This is a genomic window from Aureispira sp. CCB-QB1, assembly GCF_000724545.1.
Taxonomy (GTDB): Bacteria; Bacteroidota; Bacteroidia; order Chitinophagales; family Saprospiraceae; genus Aureispira.
Genome location: NZ_JHBV01000046.1, coordinates 81,210 through 106,069, shown reverse-complemented (window position 1 = coordinate 106,069; position 24,860 = coordinate 81,210). Strand labels below are relative to the sequence as shown.

At 35.9% G+C, this 24,860-nt stretch carries 18 protein-coding genes and 1 pseudogene; 7 read left to right on the top strand and 12 right to left on the bottom strand.

Features of this window, described 5'->3' with window-relative positions:
* Positions 1-1,551, top strand: a 1,551-nt coding sequence (locus CG11_RS25090) for a T9SS type A sorting domain-containing protein (RefSeq protein ID WP_156039895.1), incomplete at its 5' end; no start/stop codon positions are given.
* 72 nt (positions 1,552-1,623) lie between these two features.
* Here the strand turns inward: CG11_RS25090 and CG11_RS25085 are convergent.
* The 5 genes from CG11_RS25085 to CG11_RS25065 all read right to left on the bottom strand — a co-directional run bounded on the left by CG11_RS25085 (position 1,624) and on the right by CG11_RS25065 (position 7,674).
* A complete protein-coding gene (locus tag CG11_RS25085; RefSeq protein WP_052599717.1) occupies positions 1,624-2,583 on the bottom strand; it encodes an alpha/beta hydrolase in 960 nt (319 codons plus the stop codon).
* 426 nt (positions 2,584-3,009) lie between these two features.
* Positions 3,010-4,689, bottom strand: a complete 1,680-nt coding sequence (locus tag CG11_RS25080) for an ABC transporter ATP-binding protein (RefSeq protein WP_052599716.1) — start codon at positions 4,687-4,689, stop codon at positions 3,010-3,012.
* 363 nt (positions 4,690-5,052) lie between these two features.
* Complete coding sequence (locus CG11_RS25075) at positions 5,053-6,090, bottom strand: hypothetical protein (RefSeq protein ID WP_052599715.1); 1,038 nt, start codon at positions 6,088-6,090, stop codon at positions 5,053-5,055.
* Positions 6,074-6,973, bottom strand: coding sequence for a hypothetical protein (locus tag CG11_RS25070; RefSeq protein ID WP_052599714.1), 900 nt, complete (start codon positions 6,971-6,973; stop codon positions 6,074-6,076). The genes CG11_RS25075 and CG11_RS25070 overlap by 17 nt, the downstream gene beginning before the upstream one ends.
* A gap of 2 nt (positions 6,974-6,975) precedes the next feature.
* Positions 6,976-7,674 (bottom strand): collagen binding domain-containing protein, encoded by a 699-nt coding sequence (locus CG11_RS25065; protein ID WP_052599713.1) that lies wholly within the window; start codon positions 7,672-7,674, stop codon positions 6,976-6,978.
* A gap of 792 nt (positions 7,675-8,466) precedes the next feature.
* Here CG11_RS25065 and mazG point away from each other — a divergent pair.
* Both mazG and CG11_RS25055 read left to right on the top strand, forming a co-directional pair.
* Entirely contained in the window at positions 8,467-9,243 is a 777-nt protein-coding gene (gene mazG, locus CG11_RS25060) for a nucleoside triphosphate pyrophosphohydrolase (RefSeq protein ID WP_052599712.1), read from the top strand.
* A 24-nt stretch (positions 9,244-9,267) separates the two neighbouring features.
* Entirely contained in the window at positions 9,268-10,461 is a 1,194-nt protein-coding gene (locus tag CG11_RS25055; protein ID WP_052599711.1) for a pyridoxal phosphate-dependent aminotransferase, read from the top strand.
* A 107-nt stretch (positions 10,462-10,568) separates the two neighbouring features.
* Here the strand turns inward: CG11_RS25055 and CG11_RS25050 are convergent, their stop codons facing one another.
* From CG11_RS25050 to CG11_RS25035, 5 genes and pseudogenes are all read right to left on the bottom strand, one after another.
* Entirely contained in the window at positions 10,569-11,945 is a 1,377-nt protein-coding gene (locus tag CG11_RS25050; protein ID WP_052599710.1) for a hypothetical protein, read from the bottom strand.
* A gap of 24 nt (positions 11,946-11,969) precedes the next feature.
* Complete coding sequence (locus CG11_RS25045; RefSeq protein ID WP_052599709.1) at positions 11,970-12,350, bottom strand: hypothetical protein; 381 nt, start codon at positions 12,348-12,350, stop codon at positions 11,970-11,972.
* Positions 12,351-12,361: 11 nt separating this feature from the next.
* A complete protein-coding gene (locus CG11_RS25040) occupies positions 12,362-13,249 on the bottom strand; it encodes an ATP-grasp domain-containing protein (RefSeq protein WP_052599708.1) in 888 nt (295 codons plus the stop codon).
* Position 13,250: 1 nt separating this feature from the next.
* Positions 13,251-13,373 (bottom strand): annotated as a pseudogene (locus CG11_RS31080) (SEC-C metal-binding domain-containing protein); the annotation flags it as partial.
* Between the two features lie 176 nt (positions 13,374-13,549).
* Positions 13,550-14,749: an RsmB/NOP family class I SAM-dependent RNA methyltransferase gene (locus CG11_RS25035; protein WP_052599707.1), complete on the bottom strand. Its 1,200-nt coding sequence runs from the start codon at positions 14,747-14,749 to the stop codon at positions 13,550-13,552.
* Between the two features lie 97 nt (positions 14,750-14,846).
* Here CG11_RS25035 and rocD point away from each other — a divergent pair, with 97 nt between their 5' ends.
* The 3 genes from rocD (at position 14,847) to CG11_RS25020 (ending at position 21,727) form a co-directional block, all read left to right on the top strand.
* On the top strand, positions 14,847-16,103 hold the full coding sequence (rocD, locus tag CG11_RS25030; protein ID WP_052599706.1) for an ornithine--oxo-acid transaminase: 1,257 nt from the start codon (positions 14,847-14,849) through the stop codon (positions 16,101-16,103).
* 356 nt (positions 16,104-16,459) lie between these two features.
* Positions 16,460-18,970 (top strand): T9SS type A sorting domain-containing protein, encoded by a 2,511-nt coding sequence (locus CG11_RS25025; protein ID WP_052599705.1) that lies wholly within the window; start codon positions 16,460-16,462, stop codon positions 18,968-18,970.
* 255 nt (positions 18,971-19,225) lie between these two features.
* On the top strand, positions 19,226-21,727 hold the full coding sequence (locus CG11_RS25020) for a T9SS type A sorting domain-containing protein (RefSeq protein ID WP_197043934.1): 2,502 nt from the start codon (positions 19,226-19,228) through the stop codon (positions 21,725-21,727).
* Between the two features lie 199 nt (positions 21,728-21,926).
* On the opposite strand, the gene CG11_RS25015 is transcribed toward CG11_RS25020, so the two are convergent.
* Both CG11_RS25015 and CG11_RS25010 read right to left on the bottom strand, forming a co-directional pair.
* Entirely contained in the window at positions 21,927-22,976 is a 1,050-nt protein-coding gene (locus tag CG11_RS25015; protein WP_052599703.1) for a TlpA disulfide reductase family protein, read from the bottom strand.
* Between the two features lie 167 nt (positions 22,977-23,143).
* Positions 23,144-23,905, bottom strand: coding sequence for a tetratricopeptide repeat protein (locus CG11_RS25010; RefSeq protein ID WP_052599702.1), 762 nt, complete (start codon positions 23,903-23,905; stop codon positions 23,144-23,146).
* Positions 23,906-24,162: 257 nt separating this feature from the next.
* On the opposite strand from CG11_RS25010, the gene CG11_RS25005 reads away from it, so the two are divergent.
* Positions 24,163-24,792 (top strand): SMI1/KNR4 family protein, encoded by a 630-nt coding sequence (locus tag CG11_RS25005; protein ID WP_052599701.1) that lies wholly within the window; start codon positions 24,163-24,165, stop codon positions 24,790-24,792.
* The last annotated feature ends 68 nt before the right edge of the window (positions 24,793-24,860 follow it).

Here is a 24,860-nt window from a genome sequence, read left to right as displayed (position 1 = left end):
AATAACTCTACAACGGGAACAGACGTACAAACGGCTTGCGATACGTACACATGGATAGATGGGAATACGTACACGAGTTCTAACAACACAGCAACCCATACTTTGACGAATGGAGCAGGTTGTGATAGTGTAGTGACGTTAAATCTAACAATCAACAACTCTACAACAGGAACAGACGTACAAACGGCTTGCGATACGTACACATGGATAGATGGGAATACGTACACGAGTTCTAACAACACAGCAACGCATACTTTGACGAATGCAGCAGGTTGTGATAGTGTAGTGACGTTAAATTTGACAATCAATAACTCTACAACAGGAACAGACGTACAAACAGCTTGTAATACGTACACATGGATAGATGGGAACACGTACACGAGTTCTAACAACACAGCAACGCATACTTTGACGAATGCAGCAGGTTGTGATAGTGTGGTAACGTTGAATTTGACAATGAATAACTCTACAACGGGAACGGATGTACAAACAGCTTGTGATACTTATACATGGATAGATGGGAATACGTACACGAGTTCTAATAATACAGCAACCCATACTTTGACGAATGGAGCAGGGTGTGATAGCGTGGTAACGTTGAATTTGACAATCAACAACTCTACAACGGGAACAGATGTACAAATGGCTTGCGATACGTACACATGGATAGATGGGAATACCTACACGAGTTCTAACAACACAGCAACCCATATTTTGACGAATGCAGCAGGTTGTGATAGTGTGGTAACATTGAACTTGACGATCAACAACTCTACAACGGGAACAGATGTACAAACAGCTTGTAATACGTACACATGGATAGATGGGAACACGTACACGAGTTCTAACAACACAGCAACGCATACTTTGACGAATGCAGCAGGCTGCGATAGTGTGGTAACGTTGAATTTGACAATCAACAACTCTACAACGGGAACAGATGTACAAACAGCTTGTAATACGTACACATGGATAGATGGGAATACGTACACGAGTTCTAACAACACAGCAACACATACTTTGACGAATGCAGTAGGTTGTGATAGTGTGGTGACCTTGGATTTGACCATTACTACAATAGATACAATAGTTACTCAAAGTGGAATTGTTTTAACAGCGAACCAAAGTGGAGCTACTTATCAATGGGTAGATTGTAACAATGGAAATGCAGCAATCGTCGGAGAAACCATGCAAAGTTTTACACCTTCGATAGATGGTGATTATGCGGTGATGATTACTTTCAATAATTGTACTAGTACTTCAAGTTGTTTTAATGTAGTTGTCAATGCTGTGTCAACTATTGAAGAAGGAACCATGCAGGCTCGTGTATATCCTAATCCAACAACAGGACAAGTTAATATAGAGTTAGAAGAGGTGTTGGAACAAGGATTTGTTCGATTGATGGATGTAAATGGGCGTGTGTTGGTAGAAAAAACAGTAGATGGTGAGCAGTTCATTCAATTGAATGTTGATGCGTTGCCAACGGCAGTATATTTCTTAGAACTTCGAAGTTCAAAAGGCATTTATACGCACAAAATTATCAAGGAGTAAGAGACTAATTGTATTCATACTGTTTATGAACAAAAGTCGTATTGAGGGCGGACAATCCTTAATGCGACTTTTTTATGAGGCCATCAAAAAATTAAAGGCACTTTTCATTAAAGTATTTGTTGTTCGATGCTCTGTTTCAGGAACCGTTTTTAATAAGATATTAGAAGTTAGCCCTTTTGACGCAGCATACTTTTCCATAGCCAATACCCATTGACGAGCTCTAGATACACGATCGTTACCCTGCATATTATTTAAGTCAAAGTCTTTGTAATCATCTCTAAAGGAACCTTGTCTAATGTCTTGCTCACCAACCAAAACCAGTAGTTGGCATTGTGTAAATAAGTCGAGATTGATAGGTTTTGTATTTGAAAACTTACGAAGGTTAACACCTAGAGGGTAATCTATTGTCCAGTCAGGCCACATATACCATCCAGAACCACTAGCGACAGCTTTATGAACTCTTAGTGGATGAAATGCACAAAAGCGGTGAACAAACTGTCCACCACCAGAAAAACCAAATAGCTTAATTTTTTTATCTTGGAGATTAGGAAATGTATTTTTTGTAATCTGTATCAAATCAATAAGCCGAATATCCGATCTAGTTGCGTCTAGATTAAATCTTTGATAATCAGAGTCGAAAATTTTTTCACTAAAATGGGGAGCTATCAATAAGGTATTATGCTGTTCTGCGTAAGGAATAAAGCGCTTCATGTTTTTTAAGGCAATATTCTGACCTTTAATTCCATTGGCTTGCCCCGTATACCCATGAATAACTGCTAAAATCGTAGTGCCAATCTCAGGGTTTTCGGCAACGGCTTGGGGAACATATAAATAGTAAACCTGCCCATCAATGTACTTCTTTTTTTGTATTCCTTTTTTTTGAGGAAGTGCCTTTTTTTCTTGAAATGACGAGGTAGTTTTCTGAGAGTTGGATGAGGTGTTTGGGGTAAGAATAGATGAACTATTAATACATTGAAAGGCACAATAGGTAAGAAGAAGAAAAAGAAAGAATAGTTTTACAGAAAACTTCATTGTTATCTAGTTTTAAATAGTTTGACTATAATCAATAGTTAGCTGAGCTGCTACTACTACAATAATTAAGAGCATAAATAGAACCTATCTCTATGCATTACTCCGTTGAAAAATCGTATTAGTTTACTTCGTGAGCGCTGCGCTTTTAGTTAGCTACGCTGCTACTACGTGGTATTGCATGAGTGCTTCGCAGTTGATTATCAGTAAGATGTAATTCTGTTAATATTTGTACTAAAAGGCTGATAATCAAATTAATGCAAGGTGCTTTTTTATGTTTTTACTTCGTGAGCCTGCGGGTTCGTAGCGAAACTAAAAAACTAAGCTTGCGCCCTCATGACCAGAGGGGATAATCAACGGAGTATTATCTATATAGAAACCTTATTTTTTTGAGGCCAACCAGTGCCTTAAAGCTAAGACATTTTTATTTTAATTTAGAGTATATTGCATAGGGGGAGCACCAAGGATGTATTTTTTATCAATAGAGAGTTGTTTGAATTCAGCTTCATTTTGTCCAAAGATAATGATTGTTTTTTGATCTTTTAAACCATTAATAAATTGAAGAAGTGTTGATTTTAGGCTAGGAGTTAATGTTTGAAAAGGAAGATCAAGTATCAAAATTTTCTTTTTGGTCAAAATTGCTCTAGCAAAACATAATAGAACATATTGATTGTGAGATAGGTTTTGACCTAGTTCGCCGATAGGAGTGTCGAGGGTTAATTGCTGATTATACTTGCTTTGCAAAGCTTTTAATAATGCTTTTGCGGCAACTCTCTTTTTTTCTCTTTTGTTGTAACTAATTGCATCAAAAACAGTTTTGCCATACAGCGGCCAATCTACAGAAGCAATGGTGACCTTTCGACGAACAACTTTAGGAGGAATTTGCCGAATGTTGGTTCTATTAATGAGAATCGTTCCTTGATAATTATCATAAATACCAAGTAAAATTTTACCCAATGTTGTCTTTCCTTTTCCTGTTATAAGCGTGATAGATTTTGAGGGAATGACCATAGAAGTGTTTTTAAACAATTCTTGGTTACCTATCTCAAAGCTTAAATTATTGATAATAACTTTGTTGCCACTGATTCGCTCTATAGAATCTTGGGTGGGCAATGTTTCGGCTTCTGTATTGATAATGTTTAGAAGTTTTGTAAATGAAATATTGCCCAACTCCCAAATGCTAAAAACTCTTAGAGTTCTTCTAAAAAGTGGGAGTATTGTTACAAGGATTAAGATTGTAATAAATAATTCGCTACCAGATTGCCAAGAAGACAAATGGACAAATGTTAAAATGATACCCAACATGATATAAACAGTGGATTTTGTCATTGTTTGGATAAAGCTGTTGATCAAATGATAACTAATACCCAAGTCTAATATCCTTTTAGCTCTACGAGCAAATTTTTTGTAGGCTTTTTTTTCTTTATTAAAGGATTTTATAGACAAAATACTTCGTAGGTGAACGCTCACGAAAGAAAGCAAATTTGACTTTCTATTCCGACGATTACTAGAAATATTGTAAAGCCAACGATTGACAAAAACCATAAAAACAAATGTTATCACTGTACAACCTAAGATAATGAGGCATATAGTAGGATTGATGATAAACAAAACGGCCATGGTTAGGGTAATAAACAATAAGTCGATAATAAATTGTACAATTCCCTTGGTTAAGTATCGTTGTATACTTTTTAAGTCACCACTATAGCGTAGCAAATACCGTCCTGTTCCTTTTGCATCATAGGTCATTTGTTTGATGTGCAATTGTTTTGAAAACAATATTTTTCTCAATTGAAAAAGAAAAAATTCTCCTAATGCTCCTTTGCCAAAACGCTCTAAGAAATCAAATAATCCTGTTAGTAAAATTAATGCAAAAAAGAAAATGAGGAAATGAGGAATGGTATTGGTAAAGTAACTAGGAAAAAAATTAAACAAAAAGATTTTAGGAGAATTGGTTTCAAATACCAAACTATAATATTTGGCCAAAGAAATAGGAATTGATATTTTAAGAATACTTGATGTGAAGCCTACAAAGATAACTGCACAAAACTTTAGTTTATAGCTTTTTATGAACTGAAGTATTAATTTATTTTTTGAAATTAAAGCCATTATAAGTTATAAATAGACGCCTTAAGCAGTCCAAGTAGTTATTTAAAAGCTCTTAACATAAAAGAACCTATTATCTATTGAGTAGAGAGACGACGTTTGCAGTAGCATTAGTAATCCCTTTTATGGTACATTAAGTTAAAACAATAGTTTGTCATTTATGTTTGATTTGAAATTATTTTAGCACATTACTTCATCATGAGAACCGCGTGGTAGCAGCGAGCTCACGACCGTAGAGAGTAACAAACCTAGCTTGCTGACTCATGACCGCAAGGAATAACAAAGCTAACTAAAAGCGCAGCGCTCACGAAGTACCACGCAGTAGCAGCGCAGCTAATCAACGAACTACGAATCTATAATACTTATTTATACATTAACAAGTTCAGGACGTTCCTTAAAAAGATCAATTACATTAGGATCAGAGAGACCATCCAAATTTAGAATAGGAATATCGACTACTTCTTCTACTTCTCTAGCCAACAGAGGACTAGCCGTAAAAAGACCACCAATTGCAATGGGTTTTAGCCCCCATTCTGTCAACATATTGTAACCCAATAAAGCACTCATACTATCCCCACCAGAAAAAACAACACTATCAACAGTATCCAAAAAAGGTTGGAATTGAAGCAGCATACTTGTTTCTCGCTGCAGTAACCCATCGGCAATTTCTACAATGGTATATTCTGGATTGTAATGATTGGTTAAATTGGTTAGACTCTCGTATAAGTCTAATAGCTCGGCTCGACTACATAGATAAGTAGAGGGATATCCTAGTGTTGAGAAATCAGAAACAAAGCAGGCTCCACAATCCCTTACTAAAGAGCGATCCTTAGCATAGACAGTTCCAGTCAGTTTAAAATAGGCAACTTTAGTGGATTGGGATATTCCTCGACACAAATAAGCAGCTGTAGTTGTTTTGCCACTATCCATACTAGCCCCTAACGATAGAATTACCTTGCTTTTTCGCTTTTTCTTAGCATTAAAACGACTACGTTTGTGCGATAAATATCTCATATTGATTACTTTACCATCTTGAGTAGCATAACCAATCATTCTTAGCGTTGTCGGTCCTTTTGAAGCCAACTTAACGTGCATAGACGTAATGACACCAATCGCTCCTCCTTTACCCAAAATGTGATACTCTTCACAATATTCTTTAGGAATCAAACCTTCTAACTGCCCAGTAGCGTAACGACTGCCAAATGCTGCCATAATAATGTCCCCAGGAAAGATATAACGGTTGTTACCATTAAGACCTTGAATCGAAGAATGTTTTCCTAATTCTAGTACCTCAAATACAGCCACATCACCTGCCTTGGGCTTGTGGTTATACATGATGTTGGAATCAATTTCAAAGTCTGGCATTCCTTTGCAAATAATTGCTGTTTTAATTCTGTCTTGCATCTTTTTTCTTTATCTTAACTTTGATCTGGTAGCTAAAATGTAGACCAATTGTTATATAATTATTGAAAGGGTATTGGATATTAGGGGATATTGGCTTAAATGGATATGAAATATTATTTAATGAAATTGGTTTTTGATAATTAATTTCTTGATTCGGAAAAATATAATTATTGAATTCCCATTGGAAAATTAAATATAGAGTAACTGTAAACGGTACTTTTTTTAAGGGTTTAAGACTACACCCTGTTTTAATACGGATGCGATGAAATCCATTGGGAGCGTTGTAAGCAATGACGTTTCCTTCATCATCATAATAACTAATCGGGCGTCCTCCCAAATAGTAATACAACGAGTTGGAAATGTAGGGTTTTAACTTTAGAGGCCATTTGGGGTGGGTATAATAAATTCTTGCGGTGTATATAAAGCGCATGCGGTGTTTTTCAGGTTGAGGGAAAAATACCTGAGCCGAAACATAGTGCTTTAATCGAAAGTATTTATTTTTTTTTAATAATTTGTGGCTAGTATTGTAAGAGATTGTAAATCTTTGATAATCAATTAATCCTAGTAGGTTTTCTGAAAGTCCAAAATTGGTAAGGCGATTAGACCACCGGTATTGAGCGTTAGAATATTCCAATTGTAAGTAGTTTCTACTAGCGATTTTGAATCCTAATTTCAAATCACTTTGTGCAAATCCAAATCGAGCCGTAGCTATATCAACACTGTATAATTGAGCGAACGAAACTTTAAAACGTTTGCCTATCTTAACATTAATACTATATCCCAACCATGATTTTAAATCATTGGTTAAATCTTGAGCGAAAATATTGGCACTAAGCATACTTAGAACAACCAACAAAATAACGCTCCTTAAGCTTTGTTGCATTATTATAAATTGATTACTAAGTCTGGCAAAAAAGTTTCTTGATTACTGCTGTCTATAACAACCGTTTGGATAATTGGAGAGACCCCCGAAGGTGCTTGACTATCTTTGGAATAAGCATAAATAGTATAAGTTCCCAAAGGTAAGTTCCTAAATTCGAACGTTCCATCAAATTTAGTTCTTTGACTAGTCTCTATGCCAAAACTATTGGGATACGTTAAGTACACTCGCTCATCGGGAGCATAATAACTTACTCCTCCTTCATTTGCCAAAACTTTGCCTCGTATAGTAGCGAAACCATCATCGTCATTGTCTAAGGTAACCAATTCTCCTATATCAATCAATTCATGGTTATTGGTGATTTCAATCGTTTTTTGAATCGGAATATAACCTGAAGGTTCCTTTCTAGAAGAATCTTTGGAGTAGGCGTAAATAGTATAAGTACCAGGATTTAAGTTTTTAAATTCAAAGAAGCCTTTGATATCTGTCTTCACTCGATCTCCATAAGCAGAGTTAGAGCCAAATAGAATATATACATCTTCGTTGGCAGGATAATAGCTTTGCCTCAAAAGAGTGTAATCTGTGTTGTAGTTTTCTAATTTTAGACGACCAATTATGGTAGAATTGCCTCCAAAACCCGGATCTTGCCGACAACTAGAAAGGGCAAGTATCCCAATGAATAGGACTAATAAATACTTTAACATATAGGGGATGCTTTTATAAATCAATAAAGGTTGTATTATGACACAAAATTAATATTTTTTTAATAAAAAACACAAGGAATACAAGTAATAATAAAGTTCTAAAAGGCTATTTTTAAATAAGGTATAAATAAAGAAAATAGTTGGAACGCGATTGATTGTTAATAACAAAAGTTTTAAAAGTACAGAAATTAGAACTTTAAAAATATGATTTTAATAGTGAATTATATTTCACATAAAATGAGGTTATAAGGCACAATATCTTGTTTTTTGCTATGTAATAGGTGTTTTTTTTTGCCAAAAAAGTAGGACATTCTTGCCAATTAACATCGGTGTAAATTTATTTGGAGTTTTGTTAGTTTTATAAATCTTTGTTAGTCAACGTGTATGGTGCTTTTGATGTTTTGACGAAAGATTTAATTCTCATTACTCCGTTGAAAAATCGTATTAGTTTGATTATCAGTAAGATGTACTTTTGTTGGCTCTTGCACTAAAAGACTGATAATCAAACTAATGCAAGATGCTTTTTTACGTTTTTCGTAGGAAAACTAAAAAATCAACGGAGTATTAATTCTAAAACATAACTTTAATTTTTTTCTCATAAAACTGATTGGCAATAATGGCTAGTCTTTTATTATTTATACCTTTGCGATAGTAGCTCGTTGAAACTGCGTAGCACTCACGAAGTAAACTAATAAAGTTCACTTCGTGAGTGTTGCGCTTTTAGTTAGCTGCGCTGCTACGGCGTGGTTTCAACGAACTATTGTTACGAAGAACTACTAAGATAAGCACAATATGGATGTAAGATTAAAGGCGTTTGAGCGTTTGCTCAACATTATGGATGACTTAAGAGAAAAATGTCCTTGGGATAGAAAACAAACGTTGGAGAGTTTGAGTCTATTGACAATAGAAGAAACCTACGAATTGGTGGATGCTATTCAGGAAGGAGATATGGAGGAATTGAAAGGTGAGATAGGAGACCTAATGCTACACATGGTTTTTTATTCTAAAATAGCCAGTGAAAAAAAAGCTTTTGATATTACGGACGTGTTAAATGCAATTTGTGATAAATTAGTCCATCGACATCCGCATATTTATAGTGATGTGGTGGCAGAAGACGAAGAGACGGTTAAGAAAAATTGGGAGTTGTTAAAATTACAAGAGAAAGGAAAAAAATCTATCTTGCAGGGTGTCCCAAAATCCTTGCCGTCTATGGTAAAGGCTTACAGAATTCAAGAAAAAGTAAAACAGGTAGGTTTTGAGTGGGAAGAAATAGAAGAAGTCTGGGAAAAAGTAGAAGAAGAGCTAGGCGAATTACAGGTTTCTGTTGATGATAGAGAAAGTTCTGAACGTATTGCGGATGAATTTGGAGATGTGATTTTTGCATTGATTAATTATGCTCGTTATCTCAAAATTGACCCAGAAGCCGCCTTAGAAAAAACCAACAAAAAATTTATCCGACGATTTAAGTATATTGAAGACCACGCAACGAAACCCTTAGCGGATTTGTCTTTAGACGAAATGGATGAATTATGGGATAGTGCAAAAAAATTAGAAAAAAACAATAATTAATCAACCATAAAACTACTATTAAGAATGTACGTTTCTGACCGTTTAAAAAATATGGCGGAATCTGCCACCATCAAAATGGCTCAATTAGCAAGAGAATTGAAGGCTCAAGGGCATGAAGTAATTAGTCTTAGCTTGGGAGAACCTGATTTTGATACGCCCAGTCACATCAAAGAGGCCGCTAATAGAGCATTGCAAGAGGGTTATACTAAGTATACGCCTGTTCCTGGGTTAGTAGAGTTACAAGAAGCAATTGTTACCAAATTTAAGCGTGACAATAATCTAGATTTTGATAAAAATCAAATTGTAGTTTCTAATGGTGCCAAGCAATGTTTGGCCAACTTGTCCTTGTCTTTGCTCAATGAAGGAGACGAGGTTATTATTTTTGCTCCGTATTGGGTTTCTTACAAAGAAATTATTGGGCTGAGTGGCGCAAAGCCTGTATTTGTAAATGCTACTATTGATAATGATTTTAAAATCACAGCAAGTCAACTAGAAGCAGCTATTACAGCCAAAACTCGTATGGTTTTGTTTTCTTCTCCTTGCAATCCTACTGGTACAGTTTATTCTAAGGCAGATTTTGAGCCTTTGGTAGCGGTTTTGGAAAGACATCCTGAGGTTTTGATTGCTTCGGATGAAATTTACGAGTACATCAACTTCTTAGAAGGCGGTCATTGTAGCATTGCTAGCTTTGACTCCATCAAGGATCGTTGTATTGTTATTAATGGTTTTTCTAAAGGCTTTTCTATGACGGGATGGCGTTTGGGGTATATGGCAGCTCCAACTTGGATTGCCAATGCTTGTGCTAAAATGCAAGGTCAGTTTACTTCTGGGGCAAACTCTTTTGGACAAAAAGCAGCTGCGGAGGCTTTGTTGGCTGATATGAAGCCGACCTATGATATGAATGAAGCGTTCAGAAAACGCCGTGATTTGGTTCTAAAGTTATTACAAGAAATTGACGGCTTTAAAGTGAATTTTCCTGAAGGGGCTTTTTATGTTTTTCCTAATATTAGTGCTCTTTACGGCAAGTCTGTAGATGGTCAAACCATTCAAAATTCTTCGGATTTTTGTGAATATATTTTGCACAAGGCTCATGTTGCTATTGTTGCTGGAGAAGCGTTTGGTGCAGATGATTGTGTGCGCATTGCTTATTCTACATCTGAAGAACAGTTAGAGGAAGCAATAAAGCGCATTAAAAAAGCGGTCGATGCATTGAGTTAATCTCTTATTGTACTTTACGCACGGATCATAAGTCATTAAGCGGATTATAGTGCCTATTTCATAGATGAGATAGGCACTATTTTTTTGGGGTACAAGAACCAAAAGGGCTAACGAGTCTTTTTATAAGTTAAGATATAATGTTCTGTTTTTAATAAAATAGAGTCTGTTGGCAGGAGTGAATGAGTGCGTTTCTTTAAGTTATAATGTGCTGTTGAAATATCTTTTTGCACGGCATTTCGTTGCGTAAATAAACGCAGTGCTCTTGGCTTGTAAAAGACAATGATAGCCTCTTTGGGAGTATTGTTTTTTATGTATTGATAGATTTGTTGCAGCTCTATGGAGTAGGCTTCATTGGTATCTTTCTGCCAATAATAATAGCTGGTTAATAAACTCTGGCTTAAACTACTTAAAAGTAATCCTATAATAATGTATTTTTGAAATTTTGGGGCAATGGGCAACCCTTTGATGCCTTCTAATAGGAAGTAGATCAAAAAAGGAAGTACTGGAAATAGAAAGCGCATGCCTTGAAAGCTAACCCATATCAAACAAATGCTTATTGTTCCTCCAAGGTAAACCAAGAGTGGTAGGTGTGCATTGCCTTTTTGGTAGATACCAAGAAGGATTAAACTACTAAAGAAACAGGCAACCACTAATGCAATAGACGTTGGAATATTTCTAAAAATTAAGAAATAGTTGCCTACTAATAAAAAATAATAGTAGAAGTTGTTGATAATAATATCCAGAGAAGTTTCAGACAATAAGCTAAGTTGTTTGGTTGAAACAGAGGGGGACCAATACCAGCGCATTAACCATAGACATACAAAACTGATGTAAGGTAGTAGGTAAATCCCTAAAGAAGCTTTTTTTGCTGTTTTAAATTGCTGCCATTGATAGGCAAAAAGACAAGGCAATAGGACAATGCCAATATCTCTAATGTTATACGTAAAAAAAATGAGGATGCCTAAAAAAATACTTTGAAAGTAGCTGTTATATTGCTGTCGTTGAAGGTGATAATAACTCCATAAACTGAAGAAAAAGAAGGGAAGATCTGATAAAATGTGATCTGAGAAACGTATAAAATGGTAATTAATAACAACTAAGAAGGTAATGGCAAGGGCTTTTGGGGTAGAGCATCCAAATTGTTTGAAAATTGCATAAATAAAAGGAATGCTTGCTATAAGAAAGAGCAAACAATATACTTTTAGAACCCAAAAATTCAATCCAAAAATCAAATAAATAGGGAGCAACAAGATAGGAAAACCATTTGGATACAGGTAAGGACCAACATGGGCGTAGGAATGTTCCATGGCAAAGTAGTTGGCTTTAAGCAAGTCCTCTGTATTGCCTTCCCAAAGAGCTTGAGTTTGCTGTAGATATAGGGCAAAATCATCCGACCAATTATGCCCTATATCAATACAAGATAAACCTAGTAAAAGTGTAAGAATGCCAACGCAATAAAGGGCATTAGTAGCCGGTAAGCGCATGAGGAATTTATTGTAGGCGATTGATTACAGTTGGCTTAATGCTTCCAAAACGGTTCCTAAAATAATACCTCCTCCAATGGCTGCCGCATCATAAAGCACTTGGTGCTTCATCGGGCGTACTTGGATCATCTCCCAACCGTTGGATTGATTAAAGCACAGTGGGTTTAATCTATGATTATTATAATAACTAACAGTTTCTGGATGGTGCTTCCAAATGATATTGGGTACTTTAGGTAGTTCAAATGTGGGGCTTTTTCTTGCTTTTTTTACATCAATAACTAAAGGCTCTTGTTGGAAAGTTTTTTGAAACGACAAGGTACTTAGTTTTAAGTCGGAATCTACTTTTTGTGCTTGAGCAGCAAAACAAATGCTGAATAGAGCAACGATGAGGATAAATTGTTTCATAGAAATTGATTTTAAGAGAAATGGTTATAAAATGTAGCTTTATCGGCATTTTCTGGCAATCCAGAGACTTGACCATCTCCTAATTCTACAACAATCCATTGACCATTTTCTTGTTGGGCAATATCAATGCAGAAAAAACTACTGTTTATAGTAGGAATAACGTTTTCTAAGAACGAAAGGTTGGGCAAACTAGCCGCGTAATTTCCTTCATCCCAATACATTAAACTTTGAATGATTTTGCCATTTTTGACAAAAATTCTAAACTCCTTTGTTAAGGGCATCCCACTCGTAGAATGTATGGCTAAAGGTTGTAGGTTCAAAAACGCTCGATACACAATCCCTACATTCAAATCTACATCTTGTAACTCAATAAAACGTTTGGTTATTTTTTCAACATTGGCTAAATCACTTGCATCTGGAATAAAACAAGCTTCTTCCCAATAATGCTTTTGAGACTTAACGTAGTCTTTAACGATAATAGGGCGATTGCCAAAAACTTTTAAATCTTCTCTAAAACCTTCCATATCAAAGGCACCATTTAGAGGCTTGAAGATACTTTGGGGCGTGACTGCCTTTATGGTTTCGTAGGAATTGGGTAGGTAATGACAAAAGGCATATTCCTCAGGCGTATTGATTAGTTGAATATTGCGTTGGAACAATGCCTCATACAATGTTTGGTATTGTTCCTGCGTCAACATCCATCCTCTATAAACTGCCTGTTCTTTCTCAGAGACTGGATGAACAAATCGAAGGGCAACATCTAGATTGCCTTTTTTGAGGGCTTCAAAGCTAATCAAAGAACAAGAAAGATTAGCTGCCTTTGCGGCGGCATATTCTTCTTGGTACATATAGTCTATTTCTTTAGGATTGAATCCACTATCACAAAATAAAATGCGCATATTATTTGTTCTTTAGACAACATTTTTTGTATTTCTTTCCCGAACTACAAGGGCAAGGGGCGTTTCGACCTATTTTAGGAGTGTTATTGACCTTAGGTGTTTGTTCTGAATAAAAACCTTCCTCTAATTGGTCGATATTATCATAAATTTGTTCTAAAGTAGAACGTATTTAGTTTAGAATATCTTCATCTGTAGGACTGTTATACAAAAAATCAATCGCTTCAAATGGAATTCCATTCTTTTGAGTTTCTAAAACCTGAAAGGCTTGTTCTTTGGTGGTAATAGCCATTTGAAATAGTTTTAGATTCGTTTTAATAACGCCATATAAAAGCCATCAAAACCTTCATTAGGCAAAATTTGTTTTTCTTTCAACAACTGAAATGCACTTCCTGCCTCGCTAGCTAAGAATGTTTGCACTTGTCGTTGGTTTTCGGAAGGCAAAATACTACATGTAGCATAAACTAGTTGACCTCCTTTTTTACAAATAGGGGTATATGTTTGCAAAATATGTTGTTGTGTCTGCTTTTTTTGTTCTAAAAAATCAGGAGTTAAACGCCACTTGATGTGTGGACTGCGTTTTAAGGTTCCTAAGCCAGAACAAGGAACGTCTAACAACAAACGATCGGCAGTATCATATAAGTTCTTGATTGTATCTGAACTCGTAATCGTTTGTGTTTTGATAATAGAAACGGCGGCTCTTTTAGCACGTTTAGCAAGTTGATACAGTTTATCTTCCTCCACATCCAAAGCAGTAATATTTCCTTTGTTGTTCATCAAGGCAGCTAAATGCAAACTTTTGCCTCCTGCGCCAGCACAAGCATCTACAACGGTCATTCCTTTTTCGACTTCCAAAAAGGGAGCGACTTGTTGTGAAGAGGCATCTTGAATTTCAAAATATCCTCTCTCATAACTAGGCAAAGCCGTTAATTTTTGTCGTTTGGGAACAATAACGGCATCGGGCAGTTCCATTGCTTGAGCTTGGACACCTTTTTTATCCAAATTAATTAGCAAATCTTCGGTACTTGTTTTTAAGCTATTGGCACGAAGTACCAATTCAGCAGGTTCGTTAGAAGCTTCTATACAGGCAGCCCATTCGTTGCCCAATTCTTGGCGTCCCAAATCATCTAGCCAATCAGGAATCGACGTTTTTATTTTTAAAACTGTAGACAACTCAGCCTGTTTATTTATAATAAATTCTTTATTTAACGCTTCAAAGGTCTCCCAGTCAGGTAGTTCGATGCCTTGGAGTATCCACATAATACCCAATATTTTCCACCAATCTTGTGTGCTTTGAGGCTCTTTACCCAATATTTCATAATAAGTTCTGTACCAGCGTACCGCATCATAAATCGTAGCGGCTAAAAAACGCCGATCTTTAGAACCCCATTTTTTATTGGAACGTAAGGTTGTTTGAACAACTCGATCAGCCAACTGATTTTCAGTGAAAATTTTTTTTAATGCCTTTATAGACGCTTCTACTAAATTTCGATATAGTCTCAAGTTTTTTGTATTTTTGTGGTACTGTTTGATTCTGTGTCAAACAAATTTATAAAGAATAAAGTGATTTTGACTAAAAATCTAAAATTTATAATCAAATATGGAAACGACAACAAATGTAACATTAAGTTCTCAAGATTTAATGGATTTAGAAGATAAGCACGGTGCTCATAATTATCATCCACTGGGTGTGGTTTTGGCTAAAGGTGAAGGGGTTTATGTATGGGATGTAGAAGGAAAGCAGTATTTTGATTTCTTATCTGCATATTCTGCAGTGAACCAAGGACACTGTCACCCTAGACTAGTTACGGCTATCACGGAGCAAGCATCAACACTAAACTTGACTTCTAGAGCTTTTTATAACGATAAATTGGGTGTGTTTGAAAAATTTGCAACGGAGTACTTTGGTTATGATAAACTATTGCCGATGAACACTGGAGCAGAAGGGGTTGAAACAGCAATTAAAATATGTCGAAAGTGGGGATATGAGAAAAAAGGAATTGAAGCAAACAAAGCAAAAATTATTGTTTGTGGAGAAAACTTTCATGGACGTACTGTAACCATCATTTCGTTTTCTAGCGATCCTGATGCAAGAGGAAATTTTGGTCCTTATACGCCAGGGTTTGAAGCGGTTCCATATAATGATTTGGATGCTCTAAAAGCAGCAATGGAGGCTGATGCTGCTAATATTGCTGGATTTTTGGTAGAGCCCATTCAAGGAGAAGCAGGTGTAAATGTTCCAGACGATGGTTTTTTAGCAAAAGCTTATGAATTGTGTCAGCAGCACAATGTTTTGTTTATTGGAGACGAAATTCAAACAGGAATTGCTCGTACAGGTCGTTTGTTGGCTTGTGATTATGATAATGTGCGTCCAGATATTCTAATCTTAGGAAAAGCACTTTCGGGGGGAATGTATCCTGTATCAGCAGTTTTAGCAGATAATGAGATTATGAACGTGATCAAGCCAGGACAGCATGGTTCTACTTATGGTGGTAATCCTATGGCTTGTGCAGTAGCTATGGAAGCCTTAAATATTGTAAAAGACGAAGCATTGGCTGATAATGCTTTTGAGTTAGGAAAGGTGTTCCGAGAGCGAATGAATCAATTGGCTGAAAAAACGGATTTGATCGCCAAAGTAAGAGGTAAAGGTTTGTTGAATGCTATTTTGATTAACGATACACCAGATAGTTCTACGGCTATGGATATTTGTATTGCCTTGTCTAAGAATGGTTTATTGGCAAAACCTACACACGGAAATATCATTCGTTTTGCGCCTCCTTTAGTGATGACAGCTGCTCAGTTGGATGAGTGTTGCAAAATTATTGAAACAACAATACTTAATTTTAAGAAGGCATAATGCTATGTATGTGTTTGAAGAACATGGCTGAATAATAAAAAATGGAAATTAATTCATTGTATTAATTTTTATATTTAAAACGGATTTAGTGCTTTAGCCTAAATCCGTTTTTTTATATACTGTTGTTGTTTATTGGGAAATAATAGCTGGGTTGCTTTATTAGAAGTAGTTGTGATATTTTTAGTGTTGGGGAATGTTGAATAATGTTTTTGAGATTATTAGTTAATATAATTAATATTGTAAATACAGAATGACATCAAATTTTACGGAAAGGGCATTGTGAAATTGATGGTATAAGTTCTAACTTTTCTCAATCACTACAGGTTCATTAACCAACTCAACAAAAAACTATTTCTATGAAAAAACAACTCTTAATAGTTACTTTATTTCTAGCAAGTTGCTACCACAATTTATCAAAGGCACAATCTTGTATGGAATCAACAGCGCAAGAATATATCCAAAATTCGGATATGAAAATCTTATTCCGCAACGGAGGAGATATGTTTTGGGATGGGAGTTCTCAAGCTCAATATGCCGTACCTTATGTCTACAATTCAAACAATCAAACCCATTCTATATTTGCAGGAGGTACTTGGATGGGAGCTTATGATCCAGGAGGAAATTTATTGTTGGCAGCACAAACCTATCGTTCTAGTGGGAATGATTATTGGGCAGGTCCAATAGATGAGGCAACAGGAATGGTTTATGATTGTGCAGGATTCGATCGCATTTGGAAAGTACAGCGTTGGGCAATTGAACAACATATAGCAGATTACAACGATAATGGGGTTATTGATGGTCCTGTTAACCCAAGTATCTTGCAATGGCCAGGCAGAAACAATCCTGATTTCTTAGCACAAATGGGCTTTCCATTGCTTGTCAATCAAGATCTGGCACCATTTTATGATGCGAATAACAACGGTATCTATGATCCTATGGGAGGCGATTATCCTGTGTTTGAAAATGGTAACCCTAATGCTATTGCCGAAGAAATACTGTGGTCTGTATTTAACGACAATGGAAATTTACATACCCAAAGCAATGGTCAAGCTCTAAAGGTAGAAGTGCAACAAACAGCTTATTTGTTTTCTTGTTCTAACGATCCGTTGTTGAACAAAACGTTGTTTGTAAAACACAAAGTTATTAATCGTAATCCAATAAAACTCCGTGATTATTACTACGGTGTTTGGTTAGATTTTGATATGGGCTGTTTTGCGGATGATTATATTGGAAGTATCCCTAGCAAAAACACTATATATGCTTATAATGCAGATAATAACGATGATAATCCTTGTGGTTCAGTAGGAGTGTCTGGCTATGGCACCAATCCACCTGTACAAGCTGTCACTATACTAAATCATGATTTAGCGCATAGTATTTATCATGTCAATAGTTCTTCCAACCCTATGGGGGATCCTACTAGTTCAATTGGTTATTACCGCTTATTATCAGGGAAATTTATAGATGGTACGCCATTGACACAGGGGGGCAGTGGTTATAATCCCAATGATCCGAATGCAACACTCACAAACCATGTTTTTCCTGATAACCCTAATAATCCATTAGGATGGTCTATGTATACTCAAAATTTATCGGGACTTGATCAACGTATTATCGGTTCTGTTTATAAAGATAGTCTATTGCCAGGAGAAACTTTTATTGTAGACTTAGCTTATTCTTACCATAGAGATCCTGACAGCAACCATGTACAGAATGTAAATTTGATGGAACAACAGATAGATTTGGTTCAACAGTATTATGATAATAACTTTGCTTTGACAGGCTGTGCACAACCTACTTTTTGTACTAGTAATTGTGTTTACCCAGGTGATGCAAACAACAATGGTATAGACAACGATTTTGATATCTTGGAAATGGGATTGAAGTATGGTGGATCAGCAGTGGCTCGTACTCAAATAGGCGATCATTGGATGCCTCACACGCCACCAACACCTATTATCAATGCTTATGTAGATGCGAATGGTGACAATACCGTAGATACATTGGATTTGATTGTTAATAAAGACAACTGGGAGAAAACACATAGTTTGTATACGGGAGCTGTCGAAGGCTTTAACACGGTAGGAACGGACTTATTTTTTGAACGTTATTATAATAGTTCTTCGTTGCCTATTTCCCTTGCTAAGGATACAGTGGTTTTGTTAAATGGCTATGCTGTATTGGATGTGAACTTTGGGGATGCTGTGCAAAATATTACAGATTTGCATGGAGTGACATTTAGAGTGAATTACGATGAAACTACTTTGAACCTACAAGGAATAGGAAACAATCCAGTTTTTGGGCTAGGATATTCAAACTTAGACAATGGTTGGTTGGACGATGATGGAGCACCTGTTCACGCTCGGATGATACTGGAAGATGGTAGAATTCACTATGTTGGTACCCGTCTCAATCAAGTCAATTATACAGGAGGGGGAAAAATCGGTCGCTTGATTTTTAAAGTAGATGCCAATGCTCCAATAAATGCAGCTACAATGTCCACACAGGTTTGTTTTGAGGACTTCAAAGCGATTCGAGCAGACGGAACAACAATTTCAATAGGAGCGGAGTGTGCGACAATTCTATATCGCGATACAAATTATACAAGCATACAAAAAATAGAAAGAGCTGCGCCCGCTATTAGTATTTATCCTAATCCAACCGATTATCAATTGAATATTGATTTAGGAACAGAGCAAAATGTTTCAATTCAACTCTTTAATGTTTTGGGAGAAGCTGTACAAACTATCAAAGATGCAAATGGTATTGTAGAATTATACAAAAATGATTTGGCACAAGGAATCTATACTATGGTTGTCGAATTTGAAAATGGGACAAAATCTAGCCATAAGGTTGTGTTTAACTAAGAACGACCTTCACGAAATGTAGTTCCTGTAATAATAAAGTGGTATGGATCACTGAAGTCTTTTTCTTTATTGGCATCCTCGAGAGATGTATAGCCTTTCGGAGGGTGTCTATTTTCACTTCTTTGATAAAAGAAAAACTAAAACAGTGATCTTGCTGCGAAATGCATTGAAATTGCAATTTATTGATTGTTAAATTAATATTTTTTTTGCAAACTCTTGATTAGCAATGCTTGCATTAGAAAAATGATAGAAAATATGAAAAAAATACTTGTTATTCTTATAGCCTCAGGAATATGCTTGTTTAATAAAAGTGTTTGGGCGCAAAACTGTGCAGAATCTAATGCACAGGAATATATCCAAAATTCGGATATGAAAATCTTATTTCGAAATGGGGGAGATATGTTTTGGGATGGCGATATTCAAGCTCAATATGCCGTACCTTATGTCTATAATTCAAATAATCAAGCCCATTCTATGTTTGCGGCGGCTACTTGGATGGGAGCTCTTGACCCAGGAGGACAAGTGCTATTATCAGCGCAAACATACCGTGCTAGAGGAAATGATTATTGGGCAGGTCCAATAGATGAGGCGACAGGAATGGTTTATGATTGTGCTGGATTTGACCATATTTGGAAAGTACAGCGTTGGGCAATTGAGCAGCATATAGCAGATTACAACGACAATGGGATTATTGATGGTCCTGTCAATCCCAGTATTTTGCAATGGCCAGGCAGAAATAATCCTGATTTTTTGGCACAAATGGGGTTCCCATTGCCTGCCAATCAAGATTTAGCGCCATTTTTTGATGCCAATAACAATGGTATCTATGATCCTATGGGAGGTGATTATCCTGTATTTGAAGATGGTAATCCCAATGCTATTGCAGAAGAAATATTGTGGTCTGTATTTAATGACCAAGGAGGACTACAAACACAAAGTCGAGGATTAGCTTTAAACGTAGAAGTGCAACAAACGGCTTATTTGTTTTCCTGCTCTAACGACCCATTATTGAATAAAACGTTGTTTGTAAAACATAAAGTTATCAATCGAAATCCATTAAAACTATATGATTATTATTATGGTGTTTGGCTTGATTTTGATATGGGCTGCGGAGAAGACGACTATATGGGAACAATACCCAGTAAAAACACTATATATTCTTACAACGCTGATAACGACGATGATAATCCTTGTGCAGTAACAGGTGAGGCGGGTTATGGTACTAATCCACCTGTACAAGCCGTTACTATACTAAATCATGATTTGGCGCATAGTATCTATTATGTAGGAACACAAGGATCAGACCCTGTTAGTCAAAACGTATATTATCGTCTGTTAACAGGAAAATTTATGGATGGTACCCCATTGACTCATGGGGGCAATGGTTATAATTCCAATGATCCCAATGCAATACCAGCAAATTATGCATTTCCTGACAATCCCAACGATGCAGCAGGATGGTCCATGTATACTGAAAATCTATGGGGATTCGACCAACGTACTGTTGGTTCTATCTATAAAGACAGTTTATTACCTGGAGAAATCTTTACCGTAGATTTAGCTTATTCTTACCATAGAGATCCTGACAGCAACCATGTACAGAATGTCAACTTGATGGAGCAACAAATAGATTTGGTTCAGCAATATTATGATAATAATTTTTCTATGGCGTGTACACAATCCGTTTTTTGTACCAGCAATTGTGTTTATCCAGGGGATGCCAATAACAATGGAGTAGACAATGATTTTGATATTTTGGAAATGGGACTAAAGTATGGTGGGGCAGCAGTGGCTCGTACTCAAATAGGCGATCATTGGATGCCTCATATGCCACCAACACCTATTACGAATGCTTATGTGGATGCGAACGGTGACAATATCATAGATACATTGGATTTGATCGCTAATAAAGAAAATTGGCAAAAAACGCACAGTTTGTACACGGGAGCTGTGGAAGGTTTTAACACGGTTGGAACCGACTTGTTTTTTGAACGTTATTACAGTACTTCAATGCCTATTTCTCTTGCGGCTGATACAATAGTACCGTTAAGAGGTTACGCTGTCTTGGATGTTAATTTTGGTGATGCTGTACAAAATATTACAGATTTGCATGGTGTGACATTTAGAGTAAATTATGATGAGGCTGTTTTGAATTTGAATCTACAAGCAACAGCAAGCAGTCCAGTTTTTGGGCTAGGATATACAAACTTAGACAATGGTTGGTTGGACGATGATGGAGCACCTGTTCATGCTCGAATGACATCGGAAGATGGTCGAATTCATTATGTTGGCACCCGTCTTAATCAAGTCAATTATACAGGAGGAGGAAACCTTGGGCGTCTAATTTTTAGAGTAGATGCCAACGCTCCAGTAAATGCAGGTACGATGTCTACACAGGTTTGTTTTGAGGACTTCAAAGCGATTCGAGCAGACGGAACAACAATTTCAATAGGAGCGGAGTGTGCAACAATTCTATATCGCGATACAAATTATACAAGCATACAAAAAATAGAAAGAGCTGCGCCCGCTATTAGTATTTACCCTAATCCAACCAATTATCAATTGAATATTGATTTGGGAACAGAGCAAAATGTTTCTCTTCAACTTTTTAATGTTTTGGGAGAAATGGTACAAACTATCGAAGATGCAAGGGGAGTGGTTGAATTGAAAAAAGGAGAGTTGGCACAAGGAATGTACACGATAGTAGCTCATTTTGAGAATGGAACTAGATCCACACACAAGGTATTATTTAATTAAAACAAGTAAGTGGTCAGAAAAAAATAAGGTTCTTTTTATATAATTTTTTCTGAACAATTACTTAAACGAAGTAACTATATATTTTTGTACTACGAAACACAGCTTTTGATTTCAGTTTTGGAATCAGAGTTGTGTTTTTAGAGTTATTAAAAAAGGAAAAAGGCTTGAAAATGAACTTCATTTTCAAGCCTTTTTAAGTTTAAATAATTTCGTCAAATAAGGTTCGTAAGCTTTCGTCACTTGGTCTTGGAGCACTTGCACTAATAATATTACCTTCGGTATCTAATAGAATAAAACGAGGAATGCTATTAATTTTGTAAGCACGAATGAATGGGTCTTCCCAGCCTTTGGGTGCCAATAGTTGTATGCCTCCGAGTTCTTTATCTTTGACCATCGCTCTCCATTTTTGGTTGGCAACTTCCCATGAACCTTGGTGTGCTTGAGCATCATCAATGGATAAACTTACAAAAGCAATATTTTTGCCTTCATAATCGTGTTCCAATTTTTTTAAAGCAGGTATTTCTGCTTTACAAGGACCACACCAAGTTGCCCAAACATCGATGTATACATTTTTGCCTTTTAAATCAGAAAGAGATGTTTTGCTTCCGTCATAATTCTCAAAATCAGTAAAGATAGGAGAGCTACTACCTTTAGGCATTTCGTTTTTTAATCGAATGATCTCTAAGTGATATTCTTTTAAAGATTGAGCGATGATAGACAATTCATTTAAATTCTCATGGATCAAAATAGAGTCTATATCTTTTTGAGAATTGATGTAGTCCTTCGCTTGATCGACAAGAACTTGAGTAGCACTATCCAACTGAGTAGAGTCTAAATGTGTTAAGTTTTGATCGTATAATTCTGTTTCAAAACGAGCCTTAGCAACTAGATAGTTATTTTCTTTAGCGCCTTCTCCTGTAAATTTAGCGGTTTCTGCAAAGTCCTCCGCATCTACATCCAACGAAAGATCATAACCATCTTTTAAAAAGACAATCATTCCTTTTTGCCTAGTTGTAAAATAATAGGTACCAGGTTCGACACTAAATGTATCTGTGAAACTGCCATCTTCTTTTATGGCAATTGTTTTAGCGAAATCACGGGATAAAATTGCTAACGAATCAGCAGTTGTATGGGCAATTTTTCCCGAAAATACCACATAATCTTTAGGTTTTTCAGTTTGCTCTGATGAAGTAGTTTCTTGGCAAGAAAAGAGGGCAAGAATCGGGAGAAAAAGAAGGAACTGTTTCATATATTTGGCTTGGATTAATTGGGTTCTGTAATAAATTGCTTGATGGCTAGCAAGTTGTTAATACTGAACACAAGATGAAAATTTAATTTAAATATAATATTTTTTGTATTAAAGAGATAAGACCATACTAGGTTTTCTATTCTTCAAAATTGTAGGAAGCGTCCCAATTAAGATTCTAACAAAATACGGATATTATCAATCATCGTTTTAGCATCTTGATTTTGGGGGTGTTTTTTGTAATATTCATTATAATACTGCAATGCCAAAACTAAATTATTTCGATTGTTAGGTCCTGGGTCAGCTTGATATAGCTTGGTGTGAAGTAGTCCTAAAGAACTAAGCGCTACATCTTTGTACGTAGGGTTGGTGGATAATTTTTTAAATAAATCAATGCTTTTTCGAGTATTGATATCTATATAAATGGTTGCTAGTTGATGGACAATATCCATATTTTGAGGATTCAACTCTAAGGCTTGGTTAAGTGTTTTAATAACAGCAGCATTATCATTTAGCTTTTGATATAGATCAGCACGATGCACTAATATTGTTTTGTTTGTTTTGTGTCTTAATTCTGCTTTGGCAAGCATTTTTAATCCATCGTTATAAAGGCGTTGTTTTTTTGCCAATTGAGCATAAGTAATATAAATTTCTAAAGGCAGAGGATACTCTAACCCTTCTAATTGCCCAATTGTACGTTTAAATGTGGTTAAATCCCTTTTTTGTATAGCAACATTTAATTGCCTTAGATAAGCCTCTACATTGGTAGGTTCCAATTGTATCGCCTGAGTATAATACTGTATGGCTTGCGCATATTGGCGGTTGGCTTGTGCACTTTCTCCTTGTGTAATGGCTTGATGATAAGCATCAGACTGTGCAAAAAAAGTAAAGGGCAAAAGTACAAAAATAGGCAAGGATAAGAATTTGGGCATATTGATTGATTTATAATAATGAGTACAGATGAACTAATAATAGTCTTGACAATTAAATAGTTAAGGTTCGAATTGTGTTTTTGTAATGAGAAGAGCCAAGCACGACCAAGAGTTTATGAGCATACTTAAATATATCTAATTCATTCGATTAAGGAGTTCGGTTGTACAAAAATAATAAATTTAGAACTAGTTTTTCCAAAAAAATAACGTTCTTGTTAACATTCATTCTGTAGATAGAGAACTATATTTTTGATTTAATGAAGACAGTTAGAGAATATTTACAACTTATTAAGGATTTTTATTGGGAACATGCTCCTTATTACAAAAACCTTACATTTAATCCAATGACTTCGATCGAAATCCAAGATTTGGAAAAAAAAGTAGGTTTTAGCTTACACAATGAACTGGTTGAGTTTTTGACTTATTGTGATTATCGAATAGATTTTGAAGGCGGCTATGTTTATGAAAATCCTGCTACTGTTTTAAATAATTGGAGTTGTAGTGCGGAATTGATAGATGAAGGTATCTTCAAAGATACGGTTGCATTCAAAGAGCAGCATGGATTTACCAATTGGAAAGATAAGCGCCTTGCCCGAAAATATTGTAGTAAAGGTTGGATACCATTTTGTGTAGATAGTGGAGGCAATCAATTGCTAGTAGACCACGATCCTGGACCAGTTGGACAAGTAGGACAAATAGTGGGAATGGAATTTCAAGATGGTCAAGGACCAGGATATACAACGAGTAGTTTGAGTGCTTATTTGGCAGACACCTATGAATGTTTGATTAACTATCAATGGTCTACTTGGGATTATGGTAGCGAAGGCAATCAATTGATAGAAATAGATTCTTATATAACACCTTCGAATCACAAAAGCGATACTTGATTATACTTTGGAGAACTAAATATTAAAGAAAGGCATAAAATAAGTATGATAATCAACTTTTTGGAATG

What these genes read in the sequence shown, in the direction of transcription:
- rocD (WP_052599706.1), top strand. Translation starts at nt 14,847, where the DNA reads ATGGAAACGACAACAAATGTAACATTAAGTTCTCAAGATTTAATGGAT.
- CG11_RS25040 (WP_052599708.1), bottom strand. Translation starts at nt 13,249, where the DNA reads ATGCGCATTTTATTTTGTGATAGTGGATTCAATCCTAAAGAAATAGAC.
- CG11_RS25010 (WP_052599702.1), bottom strand. Translation starts at nt 23,905, where the DNA reads ATGCCCAAATTCTTATCCTTGCCTATTTTTGTACTTTTGCCCTTTACT.
- CG11_RS25020 (WP_197043934.1), top strand. Translation starts at nt 19,226, where the DNA reads ATGAAAAAAATACTTGTTATTCTTATAGCCTCAGGAATATGCTTGTTT.
- CG11_RS25050 (WP_052599710.1), bottom strand. Translation starts at nt 11,945, where the DNA reads ATGCGCTTACCGGCTACTAATGCCCTTTATTGCGTTGGCATTCTTACA.
- CG11_RS25025 (WP_052599705.1), top strand. Translation starts at nt 16,460, where the DNA reads ATGAAAAAACAACTCTTAATAGTTACTTTATTTCTAGCAAGTTGCTAC.
- CG11_RS25075 (WP_052599715.1), bottom strand. Translation starts at nt 6,090, where the DNA reads ATGCAAGACAGAATTAAAACAGCAATTATTTGCAAAGGAATGCCAGAC.
- CG11_RS25045 (WP_052599709.1), bottom strand. Translation starts at nt 12,350, where the DNA reads ATGAAACAATTTATCCTCATCGTTGCTCTATTCAGCATTTGTTTTGCT.
- CG11_RS25055 (WP_052599711.1), top strand. Translation starts at nt 9,268, where the DNA reads ATGTACGTTTCTGACCGTTTAAAAAATATGGCGGAATCTGCCACCATC.
- CG11_RS25080 (WP_052599716.1), bottom strand. Translation starts at nt 4,689, where the DNA reads ATGGCTTTAATTTCAAAAAATAAATTAATACTTCAGTTCATAAAAAGC.
- mazG (WP_052599712.1), top strand. Translation starts at nt 8,467, where the DNA reads ATGGATGTAAGATTAAAGGCGTTTGAGCGTTTGCTCAACATTATGGAT.
- CG11_RS25005 (WP_052599701.1), top strand. Translation starts at nt 24,163, where the DNA reads ATGAAGACAGTTAGAGAATATTTACAACTTATTAAGGATTTTTATTGG.
- CG11_RS25015 (WP_052599703.1), bottom strand. Translation starts at nt 22,976, where the DNA reads ATGAAACAGTTCCTTCTTTTTCTCCCGATTCTTGCCCTCTTTTCTTGC.
- CG11_RS25085 (WP_052599717.1), bottom strand. Translation starts at nt 2,583, where the DNA reads ATGAAGTTTTCTGTAAAACTATTCTTTCTTTTTCTTCTTCTTACCTAT.
- CG11_RS25065 (WP_052599713.1), bottom strand. Translation starts at nt 7,674, where the DNA reads ATGTTAAAGTATTTATTAGTCCTATTCATTGGGATACTTGCCCTTTCT.
- CG11_RS25070 (WP_052599714.1), bottom strand. Translation starts at nt 6,973, where the DNA reads ATGCAACAAAGCTTAAGGAGCGTTATTTTGTTGGTTGTTCTAAGTATG.